Source organism: Mycobacterium sp. E3298, from assembly GCF_001666895.1.
Classification (GTDB): Bacteria; Actinomycetota; Actinomycetes; order Mycobacteriales; family Mycobacteriaceae; genus Mycobacterium.
This window is the reverse complement of sequence record NZ_LZJB01000290.1, coordinates 1-20,825: the sequence shown is the minus strand read 5'-3', so window position 1 is coordinate 20,825 and position 20,825 is coordinate 1. Positions and strand designations below refer to the sequence as shown.

General features: G+C 67.8%; 19 protein-coding genes. 8 read left to right on the top strand and 11 right to left on the bottom strand.

Going from position 1 to position 20,825, the window contains the following annotated elements:
• Positions 1–112: 112 nt before the first annotated feature.
• Entirely contained in the window at positions 113–946 is an 834-nt protein-coding gene (locus A9X05_RS13795; protein WP_067752546.1) for a ComEA family DNA-binding protein, read from the bottom strand.
• A 194-nt stretch (positions 947–1,140) separates the two neighbouring features.
• Between A9X05_RS13795 and A9X05_RS13790 the strand changes: the two genes are divergently transcribed.
• The 6 genes from A9X05_RS13790 (at position 1,141) to A9X05_RS13765 (ending at position 8,467) form a co-directional block, all read left to right on the top strand.
• The gene (locus A9X05_RS13790; protein ID WP_067752544.1) at positions 1,141–2,301 is read left to right on the top strand and encodes an acyl-CoA dehydrogenase family protein; all 1,161 of its coding nucleotides are present in this window, start codon (positions 1,141–1,143) and stop codon (positions 2,299–2,301) included.
• Positions 2,302–2,308: 7 nt separating this feature from the next.
• Complete coding sequence (locus A9X05_RS13785) at positions 2,309–3,415, top strand: acyl-CoA dehydrogenase family protein (RefSeq protein ID WP_067752536.1); 1,107 nt, start codon at positions 2,309–2,311, stop codon at positions 3,413–3,415.
• Between the two features lie 3 nt (positions 3,416–3,418).
• Complete coding sequence (locus A9X05_RS13780; protein ID WP_067752535.1) at positions 3,419–3,841, top strand: PPOX class F420-dependent oxidoreductase; 423 nt, start codon at positions 3,419–3,421, stop codon at positions 3,839–3,841.
• A gap of 25 nt (positions 3,842–3,866) precedes the next feature.
• On the top strand, positions 3,867–4,925 hold the full coding sequence (locus A9X05_RS13775; protein ID WP_067752533.1) for a dihydrodipicolinate reductase: 1,059 nt from the start codon (positions 3,867–3,869) through the stop codon (positions 4,923–4,925).
• Positions 4,926–5,135: 210 nt separating this feature from the next.
• A complete protein-coding gene (locus A9X05_RS13770) occupies positions 5,136–5,564 on the top strand; it encodes an MmpS family transport accessory protein (protein WP_067752531.1) in 429 nt (142 codons plus the stop codon).
• Positions 5,561–8,467, top strand: coding sequence for an RND family transporter (locus tag A9X05_RS13765; protein ID WP_067752526.1), 2,907 nt, complete (start codon positions 5,561–5,563; stop codon positions 8,465–8,467). The genes A9X05_RS13770 and A9X05_RS13765 overlap by 4 nt, the downstream gene beginning before the upstream one ends.
• Here the strand turns inward: A9X05_RS13765 and A9X05_RS13760 are convergent.
• The 10 genes from A9X05_RS13760 to A9X05_RS13715 all read right to left on the bottom strand — a co-directional run bounded on the left by A9X05_RS13760 (position 8,464) and on the right by A9X05_RS13715 (position 19,336).
• Positions 8,464–9,288 carry a DegV family protein gene (locus tag A9X05_RS13760; protein ID WP_067752523.1) on the bottom strand — a complete coding sequence of 275 codons (825 nt, stop codon included), beginning with the start codon at positions 9,286–9,288 and terminating at the stop codon, positions 8,464–8,466. The genes A9X05_RS13765 and A9X05_RS13760 overlap by 4 nt on opposite strands.
• 5 nt (positions 9,289–9,293) lie before the next feature.
• On the bottom strand, positions 9,294–10,031 hold the full coding sequence (gene octT / locus A9X05_RS13755) for a diglucosylglycerate octanoyltransferase (RefSeq protein WP_067752519.1): 738 nt from the start codon (positions 10,029–10,031) through the stop codon (positions 9,294–9,296).
• Positions 10,021–10,695 (bottom strand): glucosyl-3-phosphoglycerate phosphatase, encoded by a 675-nt coding sequence (gpgP, locus tag A9X05_RS13750; RefSeq protein WP_067752517.1) that lies wholly within the window; start codon positions 10,693–10,695, stop codon positions 10,021–10,023. The genes octT and gpgP overlap by 11 nt, the downstream gene beginning before the upstream one ends.
• Positions 10,692–11,081: a ribosome silencing factor gene (gene rsfS / locus A9X05_RS13745; protein WP_067752515.1), complete on the bottom strand. Its 390-nt coding sequence runs from the start codon at positions 11,079–11,081 to the stop codon at positions 10,692–10,694. The genes gpgP and rsfS overlap by 4 nt, the downstream gene beginning before the upstream one ends.
• The gene (nadD, locus tag A9X05_RS13740; protein ID WP_255369132.1) at positions 11,078–11,734 is read right to left on the bottom strand and encodes a nicotinate-nucleotide adenylyltransferase; all 657 of its coding nucleotides are present in this window, start codon (positions 11,732–11,734) and stop codon (positions 11,078–11,080) included. Before nadD ends, rsfS begins: the two co-directional genes overlap by 4 nt.
• Before the next feature lie 194 nt (positions 11,735–11,928).
• Positions 11,929–13,377, bottom strand: a complete 1,449-nt coding sequence (locus tag A9X05_RS13735; RefSeq protein WP_067781983.1) for a VWA domain-containing protein — start codon at positions 13,375–13,377, stop codon at positions 11,929–11,931.
• Entirely contained in the window at positions 13,377–14,252 is an 876-nt protein-coding gene (locus A9X05_RS13730) for a MoxR family ATPase (RefSeq protein WP_067781981.1), read from the bottom strand. The genes A9X05_RS13735 and A9X05_RS13730 overlap by 1 nt, the downstream gene beginning before the upstream one ends.
• Positions 14,253–14,288: 36 nt before the next feature.
• A complete protein-coding gene (locus A9X05_RS13725; RefSeq protein ID WP_067781979.1) occupies positions 14,289–15,548 on the bottom strand; it encodes a glutamate-5-semialdehyde dehydrogenase in 1,260 nt (419 codons plus the stop codon).
• A 105-nt stretch (positions 15,549–15,653) separates the two neighbouring features.
• A complete protein-coding gene (locus A9X05_RS13720) occupies positions 15,654–17,099 on the bottom strand; it encodes a mechanosensitive ion channel domain-containing protein (protein WP_067781977.1) in 1,446 nt (481 codons plus the stop codon).
• Complete coding sequence (locus A9X05_RS13715; RefSeq protein ID WP_067781975.1) at positions 17,096–19,336, bottom strand: adenylate/guanylate cyclase domain-containing protein; 2,241 nt, start codon at positions 19,334–19,336, stop codon at positions 17,096–17,098. Before A9X05_RS13715 ends, A9X05_RS13720 begins: the two co-directional genes overlap by 4 nt.
• Before the next feature lie 149 nt (positions 19,337–19,485).
• On the opposite strand from A9X05_RS13715, the gene A9X05_RS13710 reads away from it, so the two are divergent.
• Positions 19,486–20,163 (top strand): cation transporter, encoded by a 678-nt coding sequence (locus tag A9X05_RS13710; RefSeq protein ID WP_082970963.1) that lies wholly within the window; start codon positions 19,486–19,488, stop codon positions 20,161–20,163.
• A gap of 64 nt (positions 20,164–20,227) precedes the next feature.
• Positions 20,228–20,825 (top strand): PfkB family carbohydrate kinase (locus tag A9X05_RS13705; protein WP_067781985.1); only part of this gene is annotated, 598 nt, incomplete at its 3' end.

The window sequence follows — 20,825 nt, the reverse complement described above, 5'->3', positions numbered from 1 at the left end:
GTGGCCGATCGGCAGGCCGGTGGCGGCGTGCTGTGTGGTGTTGGCCGCCGTCTCCGGCCTGCTGGCCTGGCGCGCCGCGGCCGATTCGCCGGGGCACGGCTGGTCGTGGTTGTCAGACACGGACCAGGGCGCGCAGCTTCTCCAGGCGCGCCGGGCCGATGCCGTCGACGTCGGCGAGCTGGTCGACGCTGGTGAATTTGCCGTTCGCCTGCCGCCAGGCGACGATCGCCGCGGCGGTGACCGGTCCGACGCCGGGCAGCGTGTCCAAATCCTCCGCGGTCGCGGTGTTGAGGTCGAGCACCGCATCCGCCTTCGGCTTCACCGAACCCGTCCCGGGCCGCGGCGGCTTCGACGTCGGTGTCGAACCGGCAGCCACCGAGCTGCCCAACGCCGTCGGCTGCCCGGGGCCGGGGGCCAGCCCGACGACGATCTGCTCGCCGTCGCCGAGCGGGCGCGCCATGTTCAACCCGACGGTGTCCGCGCCGTTCACCGCGCCGCCCGCCGCCTGCAGCGCGTCCGCGACCCGCGCGCCGGGCGCCAGGGTGACCAACCCGGGGCTGTGCACCAGGCCCACCACGCTCACCACCACGGGCCGGTCGGGCCCGGGGGGCACCGACGGCTTTGGACCGGCCGTCGACCCCTTCTCCACCGGCGGCAGCTTCGCCGACATCACCGGCGCCGGCCGGTCGTGAAGCAGCGTGAACACCGTCACCAGGACGGCCAGCGCGGCCACGATCGCCAATCCGATGGCGCCGGTCCGCCCCGGGTCGGCGCGCAGCCTGGCCATCCAGCCTCGATCCGGGGACGCGTCCGGCAGCCAACGTGGCAGCAGCGAATTCTGGTCCTCGTCCGCCGCCGGTGACATCGACTCCGCGCCGTCGGGCTCGGCGTCGGGTTCGGCACCGAGTCGCCGCTGGAGGCGCTCGGCGGGAAGTTCTGTCCGCATGCGCCGACCGTAGGTGCGGCGACCGCCAGCTGGGCCCCGCCGGGCGGCGCCGCGACCGGCAACTGTGGACTAAACCGAGGCTGTGCACAACCGCTCTACGCGATGGGTCAATATGGAACCAAGAACGCATCGCCAGAACCGGGCATCCATCCGACGCTGGTGGCCACGTTCACCCCCGACGACAGGAGGCCGCCGTGCAACTGGCGCTCACACCGGAGGAAGCCGCGTTCCGCGACGAACTCCGCACGATCTACACCACGAAGATCCCGGAAGAACTGCGCGAGCGGGTGCGCAAGGGCTCGGCAGAGGTGAACCACGACGACATCGTCACCAGCCACAAGATTCTGCACGAGCACGGCCTTGCGGTGCCGAACTGGCCGGTCGAGTGGGGCGGCAAGGACTGGACGCCCACCCAGCACCAGATCTGGGCCGACGAGATGCAGCTGGCGTGCGTCCCCGAGCCGCTCAACTTCAACACCAAGATGGTCGGTCCGGTGATCGCCGAATTCGGTTCGGAGGAAGTCAAACAGCGCTTCCTGCCGCCGACGGCAAGCCTCGACATCTGGTGGTGCCAGGGCTTCTCCGAGCCGGAGGCGGGTTCGGACCTGGCGTCGCTGCGCACCACCGCGGTGCGGGACGGCGACAGCTACGTCGTCAACGGCCAGAAGACCTGGACCACGCTGGGCCAGTACGCGGACTGGATCTTCTGTTTGGTGCGCACCGACCCGCAGGCGCCCAAGCGTCAGGCCGGCATCTCGTTCCTGCTGTTCGACATGAAGACGCCGGGCGTCACGCTGCGGCCCATCAAGACGATCGACGGCGGCCACGAGGTCAACGAGATCTTCTTCGAAGACGTCCGAGTGCCCGCGAATCAGCTTGTTGGAGAAGAGAATAAGGGCTGGACGTACGCGAAGTTCCTGCTGGGCAACGAGCGCACCGGCATCGCGGGCGTGGGCCGGACAAAGGTGCGCCTCGCCGAGGTGAAGAAACACGCCGCCGCCACCGGGGTGCTCGAAGATCCCCTGTTCGCCGCGCGGCTGGCCGAAGCCGAAAACGAGCTGCTGGCACTGGAACTCACGCAGTCGCGGGTGGTCACCGACTCCGCGAACGGACAGCCCAACCCGGCGTCGTCGGTGCTCAAGCTGCGCGGCAGCCAGCTGCAACAGGTGGCCACCGAACTGCTCGTCGAGGTGGCCGGCCCCGACGCGTTGCCGGCCGACGGCGAGGACATCTCGTCGCCGTCCTGGGCACAGCACAGCGCGCCGCACTACCTCAACTACCGCAAGACGTCGATCTACGGCGGCAGCAACGAAGTGCAACGCAACATCATCGCGTCCACCATCCTGGGATTGTGAGGCAGCCATGGACTTTCAGCTGAGCGACGAGCAAGGCCTGCTCCGCGACACGACGCGCGAACTGCTGGCGCGCACCTACGACCCGGAAAGCCGCAACAAAATCATCGACTCCGATCTCGGGTGGAGCCGCGAGGTGTGGAGTCAGCTCGCCGACACCGGCATCCTCGGCCTCGGCTTCGACCCCGACGAGTCGGGCCAGATCGAGATCGCGGTCGTGCTCACCGAAATCGGGCGCCGGCTCGCCCCGGAACCGGTCCTGCATGCCGCGCTCGGGCCCGGCGCGCTGATCGCCGAGTTGGGCAGCGAGGAGCAGAAGCAACTGCTCGACGAGGTCGCGGGCGGACAGCGGTTGCTGGCGTTCGCCCACCTGGAACCGGGCCAGCGCAAACCGTCCGCCGACGTGGCCACCAAGGCTGCGCGCCAAGGCGATTCGTGGACACTGAGCGGACGGAAGAACCCGGTGCTGGCCGGCGACTCCGCCGACACCCTGGTGGTCAGCGCCGCCCTGCCGGACGGCGGCACCGGGCTGTTCCTGGTCGACGCGGCGACGGTCACCAGGCATCCGTACCCGACGTTCGACGGACAACGCGGCGCCCAGATCGATCTGGACTCCACTCCGGCCGAACCCCTGGGGGAAGCGGCGGACGCGGCGCAGGCCATCCGCGGTGCTGTCATCCGCATCCAGTCGGGGCTGTGCGCCGAAGCGGTCGGAGCGATGGAGGAAGCGCTGCGACTCACGACCGATTACCTGAAGACCCGCAAGCAGTTTGGGGTCACGCTCAACAAATTCCAGGCACTCACCCAGCGGGCCGCCGACATGTACGTCTCGCTGGAACTGGCCCGCAGCATGAGCCTCTACGCGTCGATGTCGATCGCCGACGGCAACCTGGACCCGGTGATCGCCTCGCGCGCCAAGTTGCAGATCGGCCGCGCGGGCCGGCACATCGCGCAGGAATCGATCCAGCTGCACGGCGGAATCGGCGTGACCGCCGAATATCCGGTGGCCCACTATGCGGCCCGGCTCACCGCGATCGAGCACACCCTGGGCACCTCCGGCGAACACCTGCACACTCTGATCGACCACATCGGCGACTACGACTTGGTCCGGCTCTAGCCGATGACAGAGCTGTCCGACAGGGTTGTCTCCTTCCTGTCAGCCGGCACCCGCACCGGGATGCTGGGGTACGTCACCGCCGACGGCCGGCCGCTGGTGACGCCGGTGTGGTTCGTCGTCGACGATGGGCAGCTGGCGTTCACCACGGGCCGTGACACGTCGAAAGGCCGTGCCCTGGCGCGTGATCCACGAACGGTGATCTGCGTCGACGATCCTCATCCGCCGTATTCGTTCGTTCAGGTGCAGGGCGTCGCGGCGGTCGGTGACGACCCGGCCGACGTGTTGGACATCGCCACCAGGACCGGCGCGCGGTACATGGGCGCCGATCGCGCCGAGGAATTCGGCCGCCGCAACGCCGTTTCCGGCGAGCTCGTGGTGCGGCTGCGTCCCACCAAGGTGATCGCCGGCTTCGATATCAGCGACTGAGTTTCCACCCGTCAAAGGAGACGCGATGAGCAAGCCACCGACCGACCGTCCGCTCAAGGTGATCCAGTGGACCACCGGGAACATCGGGCGGCGTTCCCTGCACGCCATCATCGGCAGGCCGGACATGGAGCTGGTCGGGGTGTACGCGCACGGGGCGGACAAGGTCGGCGTGGATGCCGCCGAACTGGCCGGCTGGCCGGAACCGACGGGCGTGCAAGCGACCAACGACATCGACGCGCTACTCGCCCTGGGCGCCGATGCCTGTTGCTATAACCCGTTGTGGCCCAACGTCGATGAACTGGTCCGGTTGCTGGAATCCGGCGTCAACGTGTGCTCCAGCGCGGCGTGGATCACCGGGGGCAAGCAGACGCCCGAGGACCGCGAGCGCATCGCCGACGCCTGCAAGCGGGGCGGTTCGACCATCTTCGGCAGCGGCGCCCACCCGGGCATGACCAACATGGTGGGCATGGTCCTGTCCGGCGCCTGCGAACGCGTCGACGAGATCCGCATCACCGAGTCGGTGGACTGCTCGACCTACGAATCGGCGGAAACCCAGACGGCGATGGGCTTCTCGCAGGACCCCGATACTCCTGGGCTGGCCGAAAGCGTGCGGCGCGAAAGCGAGGTCTTCGCCGAATCGGCCGCCATGATGGCCGACGCGATCGGGGCGAAGCTGGACCGGATGACGTTCGACGTCACCTTCACCGCCGCCACCGGCGATTCCGATCTGGGCTTCATGACGATTCCCGCGGGAACGGTGGGCGGGGTTTATGGCTACCACCGCGGCTGGGAGGGCGACCGCAACGTGGTCAGCGTCGGGTTCAACTGGACCATGGGCGATCACGTGGTGCCGCCCAAACCGCTGGAGCACGGCCACGTCATCCAGGTGTACGGGCTGCCCAACATGCGCACCGTCCTGCATTGCCTGCCACCCAAGGATTGGACTGAGCCGGGGTTCATGGGATTGGGAATGATCTACACGGCCATGCCCGTCACGAACGCGGTCCCGGCCGTGGTAGCCGCCGGGCCCGGGATCGTCACGCTGGCCGATCTGCCCCCGGTCACCGGCCGCGTGGCCCGCTAGGCCCGACCCCATATGCAGTTCGCCACATCGAAGGCCCCCGGAGGAACGCTTGCGTGCACTAAGGTTTAGAGTGCTTAGCTGAGCAAATAGTCGAGAAGACAGCGATGTCGTCGACGACGTTGGTGAGCTTTGCGGCAATGCCCGGACGGCGGGTGAGCGGAAGGCGGTCAGGTGGTGGCTGGTCACGACTCGGGTCCACGTACCGGCACCATGACCCGTGTGCTCAAGCGGGCGTGGATACCACTGTTGTTGGTGGTCGTGCTGGCCGTTTCGGCGTTGATCGTTTCACGGCTCCACAGGATCTTCGGCTCTCAAGACCTCAACGCGAACGCCGGCAAGGGGATCGAAATCGTGCAGTTCAATCCGAAGGTCGTCGTCTACGACATCACCGGCCCGCCCGGGGCCACCGCCAACATCAACTACTGGGACGAGAACGCCAACACCCACCAGGTGAACGCGGCACCGCTGCCGTGGTCGACCACCATCTCGACGACCTTGCCATCGGTCAGCGCCAACATCATGGCGCAGAGCGACAGCGGTGAGATCAGCTGCAAGATCACCGTGGACGGCGTCGTGCGCGAACAGCGGAGTTCCGACGGCCACAACGCGCAGACCTTCTGCCTGGTGAAGTCCGCATGAGCAACACGAGCAACGAGACCCAGCGTGACCTGAGCGCGGCCGACACCGGCCCGATCAGCACCAGGGGCCTGTCCAAGGCCGAGCGGGGGCACCGCCCGTACCTGCCGCATGCGATCCGCATCTTCGCGGTGCCGATCATTTTGGTCTGGCTGTTCGTAACGGTCCTGGTGAATGTCATCGTCCCGACACTGGAAAAAGTTGGTGAGGCGCACTCGGCGCCGATGACCCCGCTGGACGCGCCGTCGATGAAGGCGATGATGCGCCTGGGCCACAATTTCCACGAATTCGACTCCAACAGCACGGTGATGATCGTGTTGGAGGGCCAGCAACCGCTGGGCCCCGACGCGCACCAGTACTACGACAAGCTGATTCGGCAACTCCGCCAGGATCCCAAGCACATTCAGCACATTCAGGACTTCTGGGGCGACCGACTGACGGCCGCGGGTGCGCAGAGTGCCGACGCCAAGAGCGCCTATGTGCAGGTGAACCTCGCCGGTAACCAGGGCACGACGCTGGCCAACGAGTCCGTGGACTCCGTCCGCAAGGTGATCGAGGAGAACAAGGCGCCACCGGGCGTGAAGGCCTACGTCACGGGCCCGGCCGCCTTGTCCGACGATATGCACATCATCGGTAACGCCAGCCTGGCCAAGATCACGCTGTTCACCCTGGGCGCCATCGCGATCATGTTGCTGCTGGTCTACCGGTCCATCGTCACTACGCTGGTGCAGCTGTTCATGACTTTTGTCGCGCTGGCGTGTTCGCGGGGGGTCGTCGCGGTTCTCGCGTACCACAACGCATTCGGGCTCACCACCTTCGCCGCCAACATCCTCACCATGCTGGCGATCGCCGCGGGGACGGACTACGGCATCTTCCTGATCGGCCGCTACCAGGAGGCGTTGGCCGCGGGCGAGGACCGAGAAACCGCGTACTACACCACATTCAAGGGCGTCGCGCCGGTCGTCTTGGGTTCGGGCCTGACGATTGCGGGTGCCACGTATTGCCTCAGTTTTTCGCGGCTGCCGTGGTTCAACACCATGGGGGCGCCGGTGGCGATTGGCATGATCGTGGTGGTGCTGGCGGGCGTCACGCTGGGGCCCGCGGTGGTCTTCGTCGGCAGCCGCTTCCACTTGTTCGAGAGGCAGGCGAAGCGTGGCCGGCTGTGGCGCCGGGTGGGCACCGCCGTAGTGCGTTGGCCCGCACCGGTTTTGGCCGTGAGCGCCGCGGTTGTGCTGGTCGGCATGATCGCCCTGCCCAGCTTCCACACGAGCTACAACGACCGCCATTACCTGCCCCTGTCGGCCCCGTCCAATCAGGGACAGGAGGCCGCGAACCGGCACTTCTCCGAGGCACGGATGAATCCCGACCTGCTGATGGTCGAGTCCGATCATGACATGCGAAACCCGGCCGACATGCTGGTGCTGGACCGGGTGGCCAAGAACGAGATGCGCACGCTGGGCATTGCCATGGTCCAGGACATCACCCGGCCGCTGGGCATTCCGATCCAGCACAGCTCGATACCGTTTCAGAACAGCGTCCAGAGTCAGACGACGATGCAGAACATGAGCTTCCTCAAGGAACGCATCGCCGACATCCTCCGGATGGCCGACGACCTGCAGACCCAAATCGAGACCACGCAACGCCAATACGAGGTGTCGCTGGACCTGGCCAACGCCGCCGACGACAGCGCCAAGACCACCGCGGTGACGTCGCAGATCACCGACACCCTGCGCGACCACATCGCGGATTTCGACGACACCTTCCGGCCGATACGCAGCGTCTTCTACTGGGAGCGGCACTGCTACGACATTCCCGTGTGCATCGGGCTGCGGTCCCTGTTCGACACGTTCGACGGGTTCGACCAGCTCGCCGAGCAGTTCCACTACCTGACCACCGACATCGAGCACACCGCCAAAGCCTCACGCGACCTGACCGCGCTGTTTCCCACGCTGATCACCACGCTGAAAACCACCAGGGGCATCACGCTCACCCTGTATCAGACGTTCAAGGCGATGATCGACCAGATGGAGGCGATGAGCAACACCGCGATCGTGATGGGCCAAAGCTTCGACGCGTCGAAGAACGACGACTTCTTCTACCTGCCGCCCGAGGCGTTCGACAACCCGGACTTCCAGACCGGCCTTCGAATGTTCTTGTCGCCGGACGGTAAATCGGCGCGGTTCTTCATCACGCATCAGGGCGATCCGATGTCGCCGGAGGGCATCGCGCAAGTCGACGCCGAACGCACCGCCGCGCAGGAGGGTCTCAAGCAATCGTCGCTGTCCGACGCCCGGGTCTATCTGGGCGGGACCGCCGCAACGTTCAAGGACATGGCCGACGGCGAGAAGTACGACCTGATGATCGCCGTGGTGTCCGCCCTGACGCTGATCTTCATGATCATGCTGCTGCTCACCCGGAGCGTGGTTGCGGCGTTGGTGATCGTCGGCACCGCGGCCAGCTCGATCGCGGCGTCGTTCGGCCTGTCCGTGCTGATTTGGCAGGACCTGTTCGGCATCAGGATCCACTGGATCGTGATGGCGCTGTCCGTGATCATCCTGCTGGCCGTCGGATCCGACTACAACCTGTTGCTGGTCTCCCGGTTCAAAGAGGAGATCCATGCCGGCCTCAAGACGGGAATCATCCGGTCGATGGCGGGTACCGGCGGGGTGGTGACCGCGGCCGGTCTGGTGTTTGCGTTCACCATGGCGGCCATGTTGGGCAGCGACTTGCGGGTGCTGGGGCAGTTCGGTTCGACGGTGTGCATCGGTCTGTTGCTCGACACGCTCGTCGTGCGCACGCTGCTGATGCCGTCGATTGCGACGCTGCTGGGCCGTTGGTTCTGGTGGCCGCAGGTGGTGCATCCGCGGGGTGACAACGCCCGGCGACCGGTGCCCGCCGCCGTTTAGGGCTGCACGACAACCGCGACGGCTCCGGCGCCGACGTGCAGCGCGAGCACCGGCCCCAACGGGGTGATGATCGCCGGCTCACAGGCCGGCAGCCGCCGCGCCAGCGTCGCCGCCACGTCCTTGGCGCCGTCCGGGTTGGCGACGTGATGCACCGCCAGGGCGGCGGAACCGTCGCCGACGACCTCGCAAACCCGGTCGATCATCGCCTCCGTCGCGTGGGTGACGGTGCGTACCCGTTGCGCCAGAACGAGTTTCCCGTCGTCGATGCGCAGCAGCGGCTTGAGCGCCAGCGCGGTGCCCAGCCACGCCTTCGCCCCGCCGATCCGCCCGCTGCGCCGCAGGTTGTCCAGTCGATGCACCACCATGAACGCATGGGTCCGCCGTGCGGCCGCATTCGCCGCCTCGGTGACGGCGTCGAGGTCACCGCCCGCGGCCGCGACCCGCGCGGCCGCCAACGCGACGAAGCCGGTGCCCATCGCGGTCGACTTCGAGTCGACGACCCGCACGTGCGGGTCCAGGTCGGCGGCCGTCCGTTGCGCGGCACCGCAGGTCCCCGACAACGCGGACGAGATGTGCACCGCCACCACGCCGTCTCCGCCGCTGTCGCCCAACGCTTGCTGATACGCGTCGGCCAGTTCGGCGGGTGTGGCCGCTGCGGTGGTCGCGTGGCGCTGGTAGACGTCTTCGGGGATCTCGTCGACTCCGTCACGCAGATCGACGCCGTCGAGCAGAATGTGCAACGGGACGACGCGTATCGCCCATTCGTCCAGCAGCTCGGCGGGCAAGCGCGCCGACGCGTCGGTCACCACAACGACAGTCACGGGGATTACCCGCGCGGCTTGTCGGTCGGCACGCCAGCCTCGGCCAGCGCCTTGAGCATCAGCTCGGCAACCGCTTGGTGCGCTTCGAAGTTCCAGTGGATGCCGTCGGGATTGCCCCGGCCGGACATGATCTGTTCGGCGACGGCGGCTTTCAGGTCGACCAGCGGCACATCGTGGGTCTGCGCCCACTCGGTGATCGCCGCCGCCGTTCCCGGCCGGCCATGGTGGGCGTGGGCGTAGGTGTCGGCGATGTGCACCGAGGGCAATGCCGCCACGATCGGGATCCCCGGGCGATTGAAATCGATTGCGCCGCGGGTCTGTTCGAGGTATTCAACGCTGAGATGTGGGGGCAGCGCCGACCGGGCCACCGGTGACAGCCGGGGCTGCAGCCAGCCGTAACCGTCGCGAACCCAGCGCCGCAAGCGAGGCGGACGCACGTAGCGGATCAGTTCCCGCAGCGCGGTCGGCAGCACCGACGGCAGCGAATCCATGCCGCCGGTGGCGAAGATGACGGCCCCCGCCCTGGGCAGCGCCGCCCACGCGCGCGGGTCCTGGGTGGCCGCCCACCAGATATCGCGACAGGTCCAGCCGATGCGGCCGATGAGCTCGACGTCCCAATCCAGTTGTTTGGCAACGATGTTCGGCCAGATCCGGGGGTCGTCCGCGGGCAGGCCACCGGTGGGCCCGTAGTACGCCAGTGAGTCGGCGAAGATCAGCAGAGTCGGACGCGCCTCAGAGGACATCGTTGGACACCTGCGCCGAAGCGTTCCACACGTCGAGGCGCCACCGGATGGCGTCGAAACCCGCGTCCTGCTCGTCGGAGTGACCGGACAGCTGAACCCAGCTGGCGTTTCCCATGCCGCCCAATACCGGCCAGTTGGCGACCGGGAGTTTCAGCAGGGCGGCCGACAGCGCGGCGATCAGGCCGCCGTGGGCCACCAGCACCACCGGCCGCTCGGCTTGCTGTGGATCACCCCAGTCCGGTTCGCCGGACACCAGTTCGGAGACGAGTGGCACGCTGCGGGCGGCCACATCGACGCGGCTCTCGCCGCCGTGCGGCGCCCAGGTGGCGTCCTCGCGCCAGGCCAGCCGCGCGCCCGGAGCCTGCGCGTCCACCTCGGTATGCGTCAACCCCTGCCAGTCGCCGAGGTGGGTTTCCCGCAACCGTTTGTCCACCCGGATCGGCAGGCCGGTCCGCTCCCCCAGCCTGATCGCCGTGTCGTAGGCACGATGCAGGTCCGACGACACGATCAGCAACGGCTGCAGCTTGCCCAGGACCTCGGCGGCGGCGACCGCTTGGGCGCGACCGAGCTCGCTGAGTTGGGAATCCAGTTGCCCCTGCATCCTGCTGCCGGCATTGAACTCGGTTTGCCCGTGCCGCAACATGATCAGCCGACGAATCGTCATGGCGCGCCCACCGAGCCGTCGGGTTCTTCGGTTAGATCCACGGGCACCACCGGGCAGTCGCCCCACAACCGGTCCAGGGCGTAGAAGTCGCGGTCGTCCTGGTGCTGGATGTGCACGACGATGTCGCGGTAGTCCAGCAGCGTCCAGCGCCCTTCCCGGGTGCCCTCCCGGCGCGCCGGCTTGTAGCCGGCCCTGCGCATCTTCTCCTCGACCTCGTCGACGATGGCGTTGACCTGCCGCTCGTTGGACGCCGAGGCGATCACGAAGCAGTCCGTGATGACCAGCTGGCCCGACACGTCGATCACGATGACGTCGTCGGCCAGCTTCGATGCGGCCGCACCTGCGGCCACGGTCGCCATGTCGATGGCCTCCTGCGTGGCGCTCATGTGTTGTTCCCGGCGGGCAGCGTTGATCGGCTCACGGAGTCCTTCGATTGGTCGCCGGCGCGATACAGCCGGCGCTTGGAGACGTATTGCACGACGCCGTCGGGCATCAGGTACCAGAGGGGCCGGCGTTGTTCGGCGCGCAGCCGGCAATCGGTCGACGAGATGGCCAGCGCCGGAATCTCGACGAGGGTGAGCACATCCTCGGCCAGCTCGCCCAGCACGCCGGTGATGTGTTCGCGCCGCAGCTCGTATCCCGGCCGGCTGACGCCGACGAACCGCGCCAAGTCGAACATCTCCTGCCAGCCCTGCCACGACAGGATTGAGGCGAGCGCGTCCGCGCCAGTGATGAAGTACAGCTGCGAATCCGGGTTGAGGGCGTGCAGATCCCGCAGGGTGTCCTTGGTGTAGGTGGGGCCTGCGCGGTCGATGTCGACCCGGCTGACCGAGAAGCGCGGGTTGGACGCGGTGGCGATCACCGTCATCAGATACCGGTCCTCCGCCGCGGAAACGTGCCGATCCTTTTGCCAGGGCTGGCCGCTGGGCACGAAGACCACTTCGTCGAGGTCGAACAGGTCGGCGACCTCGCTGGCGGCAACCAGGTGCCCGTAATGGATGGGATCGAACGTCCCACCCATCACACCCAGCCTGCGCAGCTCCTTTTGCACGATTTGCCAGCTTACTTGAGGCGACGCCGTCGCCCGATTTCGTCACACCGGCCACAGCAGGTCCACGCGAGAGGCTCCCGCCTGCGGGCGCCACGCTGGCGTGACACACGGCGCTCGCGATCACGCTGGCGTGACGCTCGCGGGCCGTGCCCCGGTGCCCCGTGCGCCGCGACGAGCCGGCCCTACACCGGCAGCAGCTGGTCGATCACCGCGGCCAACTGCTTGGCCGACCGGCATTCGTGCATCGTGATGACCTCTTGATAGCGCGGCACCGCCGAGTCGCCGCTGCCCCACAGGTGCTTGGGTTCGGGATTCAGCCAGTGCGCGTGCCGGCTGGCGGTCACCATGTGGGAGAGCAGCTCGGTCTCCGGATTGCGGTAGTTGGTGCGGCCGTCGCCGAGCACCAGCAGCGAGCTGCGCGGCGACAGCACGTTGGGGAACGCCTGCGCGAACGACGCGAACGCGTTGCCGTAGTCGGAATGCCCGTCGCGGCTGAACACGCCGGCCTCCCGGGTGATCCGTTGGATCGCCACGGCCAGATCGGCTTCCGGCCCGAACATGTGCGTCACCTCGTCGGTGGTGTCGATGAAGGCGAAGACCCGAACTCGCGAAAACTGTTGGCGCAGAGCGTGTACCAGCAGCAGGGTGAAGTGGCTGAACCCGGCGACCGAGCCGGACACGTCACACAGCACCACCAGTTCCGGCCGCGCCGGGCGGGGCTTGGCCAACACCACATCGATCGGCACGCCGCCGGTGGACATCGACTTGCGCAGCGTCTTGCGCAGATCGATCACACCCGCGCGGGACCGTCGCCGCCGGGCCGCGAGCCGGGTGGCCAGTGTGCGCGCCAGCGGCGCCACCACCCGTTGCATCTGGCGCAGCTGTTCACCCGAGGCCCGCAGGAACTCGACATTCTCCGAAAGCTGTGGGATGCCGTACATCTGGACGTGATCGCGGCCGAGTTGCTCGGCGGTGCGCCGCTTGGTCTCGGCGTCGACCAGCTTGCGCAATTGCGAAATCCGCTGCGCGGCCATGGCTTTGGCGATCTGCTCCTGCGTGGGCGCGGGCTCGTCACCATACGGGGCGAGCAGCCCCGCCAGCAGCTTGCCCTCCAGCTCGTCCAGCGCCATGGCTTTGAGCGCCTGGTACGACGAGAAGGACGGGCCCCGGCTGGAGCTGTACTTCCCGTAGGCCTCCACGATGCGCGCGATCATCGCGACGAGCCGCTCGTCCATGTCGGCGAGGTCGGGGTTCTCGTTGAGCAGGTCCAGCAGCATCTGGCGCATCGCCTCGACGTCGTCCGGCGGCAACGAGTCGTCGCCTTGTGACCCGTCGGCTCCTTCGTCGGTGACCACCGCGCGTGCGCCCAGCGCCCCGGGGAACCACAGGTCGAACATGGCGTCGTAGGTGTCACGGTGATCGGGTTGGCGCAGCACGGCGCAGGCGATGCCCTCGCGCAGCACCTCACGGTCGCTCAAGCCCAGGGTGGCCATCACGCGGCCGGCGTCCACCGTCTCGGACGGCCCCACCGAAATACCAACTCCGCGAAGCGCTTCGACGAAGCCCACCAGGTGGCCCGGCAGCCCGTGCGGGGCGAGCGGCCGGGTGGGTCGGATGCGGCGGGCGGCCATCAGTTCAGCCGGAGCTCGCCGCTTGCGCGCTGCTGATCGGACTGATGCTTGAGGACGACGCCCAAGGTGGCGGCAACGACGGCGTCGTCGATGGTGTCCAGGCCCAGCGCCAACAGGGTGCGACCCCAGTCGATGGTCTCGGCGATGGACGGCACCTTCTTGAGTTGCATGCCGCGCAGCACGCCGATGATGCGCACCAGCTCATCGGCGAGGTGCTGGGGCAGCTCGGGCACCCGCGACAACAGGATGCGGCGCTCCAGCTCGGGACTGGGAAAGTCGATGTGCAAGAACAGGCAGCGGCGCTTGAGGGCCTCGGACAGCTCCCGGGTTGCGTTGGAGGTCAGCACGACGAACGGCGTCCGCTCCGCGGTGATCGTGCCCAGCTCGGGGACCGTCACCGCGAAGTCGGACAGCACCTCGAGCAGCAGGCCCTCGATTTCGATGTCGGCCTTGTCGGTTTCGTCGATCAGCAGCACCGTGGGCTCGGTGCGCCGGATGGCGGTCAGCAGCGGCCGCTGCAGCAGGAACTCCTCGCTGAACACGTCGTCCTTGGTCTGATCCCAGTCCCCGGAGCCGGCCTGAATACGGAGTATCTGCTTGGCGTGGTTCCACTCGTACAGGGCGCGCGCCTCGTCCACCCCCTCGTAGCACTGCAGGCGGACCAGTCCCGAGTCGGTCGCCTGGGCGACGGCGCGAGCCAGCTCGGTCTTGCCGACACCGGCCGGACCCTCCACCAGCAACGGCTTGCCGAGCCGGTCGGCCAGGAACACGGCGGTGGCGGTGGCGGTGTCGGGCAGGTAACCGGTCTCGGCCAACCGTCGCGAAACGTCGTCGATGTCGGCGAACAACGGCTTGGGCCGGGCTGGCACGCTCACTATCTCGGTTCTCCTAAAGCACTTCTCGTCGCGGTGTCAGGCGGGCCGGACTTGCCCGTCACCCCAGGCGATCCACTTGGTCGAGGTCAACTCCGGCAGCCCCATCGGGCCGCGCGCATGCAATTTCTGGGTGGAGATCCCGATTTCGGCGCCGAAGCCGAACTGCTCCCCGTCGGTGAACGCCGTCGACGCGTTGACCATCACCGCCGCCGCATCGACCCCGTCGCTAAACCGTTGCGCGGCAGCCATATTGCTGGTCACGATCGCCTCGGTGTGCCCCGTCCCGTACTCGTTGATGTGAGCGATCGCGGCGTCGATGCCGTCCACCACGGCGACGGCGATGTCCATCGACAGGTACTCGCGGCGCAGGTCGTCCTCGGCGGCGTCCGCCGAAACCCCGCCGTGCACGGTCACGCCCGCGTTCTCGAGGGCCGACACCAACCGGGGCAGCGCCTTCTTGGCGATCGTGGCGTCGACCAACAGCGTCTCGGCGGCATTACAGACGCTGGGGCGGCGGGTCTTGGAGTTCAGCAGGATTCGTTCCGCGAGGTCCAGGTCGGCTCCTTCGTGCACGTACACGTGGCAGTTGCCGACACCGGTCTCGATGGTGGGCACCTGCGCGTCGCGAACCACCGCGTCGATCAGGCTCGCTCCGCCGCGCGGAATCACCACGTCCACCAGGCCGCGGGCCTGGATCAGGTGCGTCACCGTGGCGCGATCGGCGGCCGAAAGAAGTTGCACCGCATCGGCGGGCAGGTCCTCACTGACCAGCGAGGCGCGCAGCACCTGCACCAGCGCCTGATTCGACCGCGCCGCCGACGAACTCCCGCGCAACAGCACCGCATTGCCCGACTTGAGCGCCAGGCCGGAGGCGTCGACGGTGACGTTGGGCCGGCCCTCGTAGATCATGCCGACGACGCCGAGCGGCACGCGCTGCTGCCGCAGGTGCAAACCGTTCGGCAGGGTGTACCCGCGCAGCACCTCGCCGACCGGGTCGGGCAGCCCGGCGACCTGGCGCAGACCGGCGGCGATCCCCTCGACGCGTTTGGAGTCCAGCGCCAGCCGGTCGAGCATCGCGGTCGGTGTGCCCGCGGCTTCGGCAGCGCTGAGGTCGTCGGCGTTGGCGGAGAGAATCAGATCGGTGTGAGCCGCTATCGCGTCGGCCGCGGAGCGCAGCGCCTGGTCCTTGGCCACCGTCGGCAACAACGCCAGGACGCGAGAGGCGACCCGGGCGCGCCGTGCGGCATTGTGGACCTCGCGACGCAAGTCAGGAAGCGATGGTGCTTGCAGACTCATTGAACCAGGGTATCGGGCCTTGACCGGCCCAGCGCGGCGGCCCGGGTATTACGCCATCCGCTCCGCACGTAACGCGCCGGGACCGAGATTTCAAGCGTCGGCGAGTCAGCGCCGCGGTTTGGCCGGCTGCTGTCGCTCGACACCGGCATGGCCGGCCCGGTCGCGGCGGCCCGCCTCTCGCACCTTGGCCTGCCGCTCATCGATCAGTCGCCCTAAGTCTTGAAGCAGCAACGGTTTACGCATCACGAGGTGCTCGAGGTGCTCACGCTCGATCTGCAGCGCCGTCACCTCGTCCAGCGCGTAGGCGCCGGCCAGGTTGGGTTGACGGGTCAGCGCCGTCAGGCCGAGGAACGATCCCTCGTCGAGGATGCTGGCAGGCACCACCGACCCGTCCTCGGTCGTCGCCGTCAGCCGGACCCGCCCGGCGACCAGGAAGGTCATGCCCGAGGACACCTGACCGGCGGACTCGATGATTTCGTCGGCACCGTAGCGGACGAGCTTGGCGTACGGCACCAGCGATTGCTGATCGGTGTGACTCAGCCGCAACGCCGGGGCGACCACCGTGCGCAGCGCTTTCTCCACGCGCTGCTTGGTGGAGTAGTTGTCGTCGGCGCCGTCCAGCCGCAGGCGCGACCGCCGCGCGGCGTACCAGACCCAGCGCAGGAAGGTGGCTTCGGTGGCTTCCGCGTCGGCGGGCGACGTCAGCCTGACGGTGGTGCGGTACTGGGCGCCGCCCAGCGCGACGGTGGTCGGCAACACCTCCGGTCTGCGGGCCGGCAGCGCACCGGCGACCCGCGTCAACATCGCGCACACCTTGTCCGGGGCATCGCCGGCCGCGAACTTCGTGGTGATCGCACAGTCGTATGCCCGCGACGGGCGACTCAGGTTCGTGAACGAGGTGCTGGCCAGCATCGAGTTGGGCATGATGCGGATGCCGCTGCCGGTGTCGATGTGGACGGACCGCCAGTTCACTTCGACGACGCGCCCCCGCGTGGTACCGGTGTCCAGCCAGTCGTTGATCCGGAACGGCTGCTCGAAGAGCATGAACAAGCCGGACACGACCTGGCCCACGGAGTTCTGCAGCATCAACCCGATGACCACCGAGGTGATGCCCAGCGCCGTGAACAGGCCGCCGATCCGGACGCCCCAGATGTAGGAGAGCATCACCGCGAGCCCGACGCCGATCACTCCGAAGCGGGCGACGTCGATGAAGATGGCGGGCAACCGCTTGCGCCAGCTTTCGTCGGGCGCGCCCTCGAACACGGTGGCGTTCAGGGCCGACAGCACCAGCACCAACACCAACAGGCCGAAGATCGTGGTGAGGATCCGCACCGAGCCATCCCCGGCCGGGATCTGCGACGCCTTGACGACCAACAGCAGCAGTGCGCCCAGCGGCAGCAGATAGTTGCGCAGCAGGCTGACCTGCCTGGCCAGGTGGCTTCTCCGGCGGACCAGCGCGCGGTGCAATTCGGTGAGCAGGATCAAACAGACCGGGAATCCCAGCGCGACCCCGATCGCCCAGTAGAACCACGACGATTCGAACAGGTTCATGATCGCTCCGACAACCGGTAGATCGCCTGGTCCGTTCCGCCGACCGAGATGGTTCCCGCGGGCGCGAACTGGCGCACGTCACGCATCGCCTCGTACACCTGCGATGTGACGTAGATGCCCGATTGGTTTGAGCCGCTCTGCATTTGGTAGGCCAGGCTCACCGCGGCGCCCCACATGTCATACACGAGCCCCGAGCGGCCGACCAGTCCGCTGATGACGTTGCCGGTGCTGATGCCCACTCGAAGGCGCAACTCGTGACCCGTCTGGTTGTTGAACCGCTCGATGATGTGGCGCATTTCGAGCGCGAAGTCGACGCTCCGGTGAATGCTGTCCAGCCGCGGCGTGACCACGCCGCAGCTGGCGAGGTAGCCATTGTGGAAGGTGCGGATTCGCTCGACGCCGAGAGATTCGGCGGCCGAGTCGAATTGCCGGAAGAGTTCGTCGACGATCCCCACCAGCTCGTCGCCGGATATGCCGACGGAGACCTCGTCGAGCCCGACGATTTCGGCGAAGATGACGGCCACGTCCTGGTGTTCCTGCGCGATGGTCTCCTGTCCCTCGCGATATCGCTGCACGACGGACTCGGGCATCAGCGCCAGCAACAGGCGGTCGTTCTCCCTGCGCTGTTCGTTGAGCAACTCCTCCTTGATCGCCAGGTTGCGGCTCATCTCATTGAAAGCCGCAGTCAGCTCGCCGATTTCGTCGCGCGTCTTCACCGGGATGTTGACCTCGTAGTCGCCCGAGGTGATCTTCTGCGTGCCGGCCTGCAGCCGACGGATCGGACGCAACATCAGCTGGGCCAGCACCATCGACGCCACGCAGATGGCGAAGATCATGATCGACACGGCCAGCACGAGCGTTCTGCTGAACCGGCCGAGGCGAGCGAACGCGTCGGAGTTGTCGCGCGTCGCCAGGATCGACCAGTGCAGATCGGAGTTCGGCACCGTCAGCGGGGCGTAGGCCTCGAGTTCCCTGTTGCCCAGATAGTCGGTGGCGCTGAGGACTCCGGTTTGTCCGCGCTGGGCGGCGCGAAGGCCCGCGGTGGGCACCGGCTGCACCAGCGTCGTGCCACCGAGTCGGATCGCTTGCTCGACGACGTCGGGCGGGGTGCCGGACGCCACGGCCTCGCGTTTGTACTCGGCGGGATCCTCGAGGAAAAGCCTTGAGTCGGAACGCATCAGGTTATCCGGACCGGCGAGGTAGGTCTCGGTGGCCGGGCCCATCCCGGCGGCCTCCCAATGTTTGTCGGCCGTCATGATCTTGTTGATCTTCGAGATCGGCAGCGGCAGCGCCATCACGCCGTTGAATTTTCCGTTCATTCCCACCGGCGACACCACCCACGCCGTCGGGGCGTCGAGTTGCGGCTGGTACGGCTGGAAGTCGGTGATCCAGACGAAGTCGAGATCGTTGGAGCGCAGGGCCTTTTGGTATGCGTCCCGCAGATTGGACTCGCGGTACGGGCCGGTGAGGATGTTGGTGCCCAGATCGGGGCCCTTGTTCACCGAGTACACGACGTTGCCCTGCATGTCCAGCAGCAGCGCATCCGGGTACTCGAAACGGGTGACGATGTCGCGCATGTAGAAGCCGTAGCGGCCGCTGGCCGCCGACCAGGCGCTGCCGTCCCCCGCGTCCTCGACCTTCCTCGCCTCGGCGATCGATGGGTACTGCGCGGTGTAGTTGGCCTGAAGGTACTTCTGCGCGTTGGAACTCGGGAAGATCGCGTTGCGATCGAGCTCCTCACCGGTGATGCGCTTGATCGGCTTGATCATGTTGTTGTCGTAGTAGTTGACGAGGGCCTGCTGTTGGGCCGGGGTGATCGTCGCGTTGGACAACTGCGCGAAGCCATCGGTGAACGCCGTGGTCGCCTCGACGATGCTGAAGCCGCCGCTGTACACGATCAGCGAATTCGTGACCTCTTTGAACAGTGACTGCACCTGCCGCGCCTGGGACTCGCGCAGTTCGGTGAGTCGCTCGGATTCGACCTGGCGCAACGCGTTGCGGCCCGACGACGCCCCGATGAAGGCGATCACCCCGATCGACAGGATGCTGCACAACAGCAGCGTCAGCAGGAGCTTGGATTGCAGGCCGATCCGGAAGAGCCGACGACGGCGGAACTTACGGCCTCTACGGGCCTCGCCCGATTGCGCCACAACCGTTTCGGCCGGGTCGGGTGCCGGGGCGGGCGCAGGTGCGTTCTGGGAAGCCGGCTCAGCGTCTCGTAGCTCGCTCGATGTCACTCGACTTCGCCCTTCCTCGGACAGGCAGCATCGCTCACGCAGCACACTAGCGCGCGCGCCTCGAGATATGGGCGATTGCGGCAAAGCGTTCAAGGCGAAGAACGCTCGGGCCTTCAACAACCCGACTGAGTGCACCTATCCTTGGCGCTATGAGCGACGCCTGCGCGGACGGTTGCGGCTGCGGCCCCAGCGACGTGGCAACCGTCCGGGGCGCCGAGCGCGACGCCGCTTGGACACGCGCCGCGCGCCGGGCGCGATGGCTCGCGTGGGCGAGCCTGTGCTGGATGTGCGCGGAGGGCGCGCTCGGGCTGTGGCAGGGGTTCGCCGTCGGGTCCATCTCGCTGATCGGCTGGGCGCTCGGCAGTGCCGTCGAGGGCTTGGCGAGCGTGATCGTCGTGTGGCGGTTCACGGGTGACCGCACGCTGTCGGAGACCTCGGAGCGCCATGCCCAGCGCGGGGTGGCCGTGTCGTTCTGGCTCATCGCGCCCTACATCGCTCTCGAATCGGTCCGGAATCTGCTCACCGGGGCCCGCCCCGGGACGACGGTGATCGGGATCGCCTTGACCGCGGTGGCGCTGGTCATGATGCCGCTGCTGGGATGGGCCAAGCGGCGGCTCGCCGGGCACCTGAACTCGCGGGCCACCGCCGGGGAGGGCACCCAAAACTATTTGTGCGCCGCGCAGTCCGCGGCGGTGCTGCTGACGCTGGCCGTCATCGCCGTGTGGCCGGGCGGCTGGTGGCTGGACCCGGCGGTCGGCCTGGTCATCGCCGGTGTTGCGGTCCGCGAGGGATTTGAGGCGTGGCACGGCGAGGACTGCGAATGCTGATGCAAGAGCCAAAATCGCGGCGCCGCAGACTGTTTGGCGGTTGCAATCGACTGACGTCGGCGTAATGGCGCGAGTCTGCGTGGTCGGCAGCGTGAACATGGACCTGTCGCTGCGCGTCGACACCCTCCCCCGCCCCGGCGAGACGGTGCTGGCGTCGTCGCTGACCTCCGCGCCGGGCGGCAAGGGGGGCAATCAGGCGGTGGCGGCGGCGCGTGCGGGTGCGCAGGTGCAATTCGTCGGAGCGGTCGGCGACGACTCGGCCGCGGCGCGGTTACGCGCCCACTTGCTGGACAACGGGGTGGCTCTGGACGGCACCGCCGCAGCGCCCGGGCCGAGCGGCACGGCGATCGTCGTTGTCGACGCCGACGCCGAAAACACCATCGTGGTGGCGCCCGGGGCGAACGCGCGGCTGACGCTGGACCGCGCCGCCGCGCGCGGCGCCATCAGCGGCTGCGACGTCTTGTTGACGCAGTTGGAGATCCCCGCGCAGGCGGCGGCGACCGCGGCACGGCTGGCCCGTTCGGCCGGCGCGGTCGTCATCGTCAACGCCTCACCGTCCGGGCAGGACCCCGGCTCGTTGTCCGACCTTGCCGCCGCGGCAGACGTGGTCATCGTCAACGAGGCCGAGGCCGACGAATGGCCGTGGCGCCCCGATCACCTGG